This is a genomic window from Oceanobacillus caeni (assembly GCF_019037185.1).
In the GTDB taxonomy this organism is placed as follows: Bacteria; Bacillota; Bacilli; order Bacillales; family Amphibacillaceae; genus Oceanobacillus; species Oceanobacillus caeni.
This window is the reverse complement of sequence record NZ_JAHHXM010000064.1, coordinates 1-3,879: the sequence shown is the minus strand read 5'-3', so window position 1 is coordinate 3,879 and position 3,879 is coordinate 1. Positions and strand designations below refer to the sequence as shown.

Sequence of the window (3,879 nt, the reverse complement as noted above, 5' to 3'; positions counted from 1 at the left end):
TCCCTAGAGTGTGATAATCAAATACATATTAAAAGTCGACTAAAATACAGTACCAACGTCACTTGACGTAGAGCCCATTAAAACTAATATTCCTAACTTCCTTTTTATCCCCATTTTTCAAACCCCCGTTACTTATACTTATTACTCAACTTTCGCAGAGTAAAAATGACATCTAACCTTTATCTGGTAAAGTACTTTTGGAAATTCATTATGGACCTTGACATCTGCCTACTATAAAAAAGAAAAACACCTCCACTTTTGGTATAGTTTAATTGTCTAGAAAAAAACTACCAAATAGAAGAGGTGCCTCCTACTATGATAGCGAATAATGACCAAAATAATCAAATGCCAACCGAATTAAAATCTGGTTTTAATGAATTAGAGATCCTTAAACATTTGCGGAAAGCCGGTATCACCAAAGGATTTGGGTTTTCTTGTGCTTATTTATTTCAGCTTCTATTTTGTTTGTTTTTCGAACAGAAAAATTGGTTTCGATTGCTTGAAAGCAAAAAATCAGAAAGTCTGCCAGGGAAAGACACCATCTATCGCTGTTTAAACTATTCCAAGTATAATTGGCGCCGTTTTTTACTTTCACTAAGTGCTTCAACCATTTCTAAAGTAAGTCGGTTGACCAAAAATGATCGTCCAAAAGTGTTAATCGTTGATGACTCTGCCTATGAACGGAACCGGAGTAAGAAAGTAGAATTACTGGCTCGCTGTTTTGATCACGCATCTCAAAAAATGCGTTTTTACAAAGGTTTTCGTATGCTTACGCTTGGTTGGTCGGATGGTGCCACTTTCATGCCAGTCGACTTCTCCTTATTAAGCTCAAAGAAGTCAAAAATCAATGATATTTCGAATGAAGTAGACAAACGCACTTCTGGTTATAAAAGACGGGAAGAAGCCCTACAAACAGCTCCAGAACAACTACCATCTATGATTTCACGGGCACTTTCTGCAGGAATAGACGCATCTTATGTGTTAATGGATAGTTGGTTTACCCAGCAGCCACTGATTCAATCGATTGTGGAACAAGGTATAGACGTGATTGGTATGGTGAAAGCTACCAATCAACGTTATTTAGTTGATGAAAAACGGGTTAATTTAAAAGAACTTTATCGTCTAGCGAAACCAGCATCGGGAAACAAAAGTATCTTGCGCTCTATTCATACAACGATGGCAAACGGAGTACCAGTAAAAGTTGTATTCGTTCGAAATCGCAATAAAAGAAGTGAATGGTTAGCTATCTTAAGTACGGATTGTACGTTAACAGAAACAGAGATTATTCGAATTTACGGAATGCGCTGGGACATTGAAGTCTTTTTCAAGGCGACAAAATCTCTGTTGAAATTACAAAAGGAATTTCAAGGTAGATCCTATGATTCACTAATCAGCCACACGACGATTGTCTTTTCAAGATATATCCTTTTGTCTTGGCAAAACCGCTGTAGTACAGATGACCGCACACTTGGCGGGATGTTTTATGAACTTTGTGACGAAGTAAATGAACTGGATTGGGCAGTTGCATTACAACAACTAATCGAGCTTCTTGAAGATGCTTTGAATAAAACGAACAAGAAATTCAAAAAGTTAATCAAAAGTCAACTACAGTATTGGTTTGCGGGATTACCTAACTATATCAAGGTATACCTGCCTAGTTTGGGCTGCGAAAGTTGAGTTATTACTTGAAATATTATTTCATAAAATTCTCCTAATTCCAGTACAATTTTATTTCATTATTGCCCTCGTTAATACAATAACTCTTCCCTGAGAATTCTCACTATTAAATCATTTTGCATTAATTTTCTTCGCTTTCCTTTGGGAAAATCTTATTTTATTTCCAATCAAACCACCGATTAAAGCTGATAACCCTGAAATAGCCATTGATATAAAAAAGTTGGCATTAGGAATTAAAATCTCGGAAAGGAAAATTACAATTCCAACAAATAGGCCAGTAAACAAAGCCCATTCAATGTTCCTTTTTTTCATTTTCACCCACCTAAATTATAACGATAAATTTAATAATATTACGTTTATCTTTGAAAAAGGTTTCGAACCACCATTCTGCTACTTCCCTACAATCTTTTTAGCGAAAAAGGGACTTATTTCTCTTAAAGATAAGCACCAGTTAATAAAAATCATTTAAAATAACTAGTTATCAAAAATCACTATTAGTAAAACAATGGTTAGCCCTATGATAGCTCCCATATCAGTTGAAGTTTTTTTACCTTCTTTCCTTTTTTCGAAAACGGTTATGGTCTTACCCATCATAACTAATATTAAAGATATACTTATCACGATATAACTAAAAAGGGAATTAAATGAAGCATCGGCAATTAAAACAATTGATGTTGGAATTAAAATCAATAACAAAGCACTTATATACAAAAATGGTCTTAATTTACTCATATCTTTATAACCACCCCTTATAGTTTGTTTTTTACTTTACTGTTCTTTACTTCAAAAATAAACGCACAATCTCCTTGTTGAAGTACCTCACCCGTTAGGTATTATTATTCTATCTTAGGTTACTCTAAAACTGGGGTGATTCGGTGCTTCAGAAAACGTTACTTTCAATAATTCTTGTTTTCTTCCTTTTCAATTTATCTACGGTAAATGCTCAGGATAATAAAAGTATTGAGATTATGGATATTGTAAAAAATGAGATAATAAAAACAACACCAACGGATTCTAGCATACAATTAGAGACTGAGAAAATCATTAAAGAAATCGATGGTGTCGTTAAAGCATTCAAGCCAATTCCAGACAAAGGTTATATGATTAAAATTCCCTTGGAACCATCTTATCAATTAGAAAATAAATGGATTAACGCTTTAATTGATGAAGTTATAATTATTATTCCTGAGACGGAAAAACCTTTCTTACTTATCTTTGACGATGAAAATAACTCTTATTTTTTTACATTCCAAATAAAAATTGATAAGTTGTTAAAAACATTAGGATTTCCCATTTGAAAGACCTTTCTTCGTTGCCCTTTTTTAACTCTAAGGTTCTTGAAAGCCAACCGTCGCCATAAGAAACACAATGAGATAAAAACCCAATGCTAAGACGTTTAGCCCAATTAAACTTATTCTTAAATCACCTTTAATTCCTAGCCACCCAAGAACTATTCCCAGCACACCAAACACAAAAGGTAAGAAAAAACTCAACTTCAAAATAAAGGAAAATGATTCGCTCAAAATTGGTATAATAGTCAATGCCGCAAAGACAAGAGATAATAGAGAAAAATACTTTTCTGTAATCTTTGAGTTACTTTTTATTATAAAATAGTAACTCACAATAAGAACGGCTAATAAAATAATCCAAACCATTATGACATCCACCTCTTTTCACAAATACACCAATTAGCTACATATTAATTCTTTCTTTACAATAACAAAGGGCTATCAGGAAGTATTGTTGCAAGGATTAAATAAATAACAAAATTAGCAGGTAGAAAAATAAAAATTAGCCTTACTCCCAATGAAGAAATACCAAAATAATCGGCAATTCCCCCACATACTCCAACCACTCCCCTATCCGTTGATGATTTTCTTAGTTTATTATTCAACGCTACTCCCCCCTTAATATATTTTTTAAAGAAACCTACTCTACTATAGTTCTACGTATCTCTAATTAAAATGTTTCATTGCACTAACCCGCCCATTAGCTTAAGAATAATTCTTCACAAACCCGTTATTATTCTAACATAAATATTCAGAAATTCTTTTGCTTTACAGGAATTAACATAGCTAATAACGCCCTTTTGATAGAAACACTAATATCTTATCAAAACCAAAAAAGGCTCTACGTCAAGTGACGTTGGTACTGTATTTTAGTCGACTTTTAATATGTATTTGATTATCACACTCTAGGGAA

6 protein-coding genes are annotated in these 3,879 nt (G+C 33.4%); 2 read left to right on the top strand and 4 right to left on the bottom strand.

The features are described 5' to 3' along the window. The first annotated feature begins 315 nt into the window (after window positions 1-315). On the top strand, window positions 316-1,677 hold the full coding sequence (locus tag KM885_RS17505) for an IS4 family transposase (protein WP_216884334.1): 1,362 nt from the start codon (window positions 316-318) through the stop codon (window positions 1,675-1,677). 111 nt (window positions 1,678-1,788) lie between these two features. On the opposite strand, the gene KM885_RS17500 is transcribed toward KM885_RS17505, so the two are convergent. Both KM885_RS17500 and KM885_RS17495 read right to left on the bottom strand, forming a co-directional pair. Further along, the gene (locus KM885_RS17500; protein WP_047184966.1) at window positions 1,789-1,989 is read right to left on the bottom strand and encodes a hypothetical protein; all 201 of its coding nucleotides are present in this window, start codon (window positions 1,987-1,989) and stop codon (window positions 1,789-1,791) included. A 162-nt stretch (window positions 1,990-2,151) separates the two neighbouring features. Further along, a complete protein-coding gene (locus KM885_RS17495; protein ID WP_047183629.1) occupies window positions 2,152-2,409 on the bottom strand; it encodes a hypothetical protein in 258 nt (85 codons plus the stop codon). Between the two features lie 143 nt (window positions 2,410-2,552). Here KM885_RS17495 and KM885_RS17490 point away from each other — a divergent pair, with 143 nt between their 5' ends. Next, a complete protein-coding gene (locus KM885_RS17490) occupies window positions 2,553-2,975 on the top strand; it encodes a hypothetical protein (protein WP_060667835.1) in 423 nt (140 codons plus the stop codon). A 30-nt stretch (window positions 2,976-3,005) separates the two neighbouring features. Here KM885_RS17490 and KM885_RS17485 read toward each other — a convergent pair whose 3' ends face one another. Both KM885_RS17485 and KM885_RS17480 read right to left on the bottom strand, forming a co-directional pair. Then, complete coding sequence (locus KM885_RS17485) at window positions 3,006-3,332, bottom strand: hypothetical protein (protein ID WP_204798606.1); 327 nt, start codon at window positions 3,330-3,332, stop codon at window positions 3,006-3,008. 56 nt (window positions 3,333-3,388) lie between these two features. Beyond that, window positions 3,389-3,571 carry a PspC domain-containing protein gene (locus KM885_RS17480; protein ID WP_047183631.1) on the bottom strand — a complete coding sequence of 61 codons (183 nt, stop codon included), beginning with the start codon at window positions 3,569-3,571 and terminating at the stop codon, window positions 3,389-3,391. Window positions 3,572-3,879: the final 308 nt, after the last annotated feature.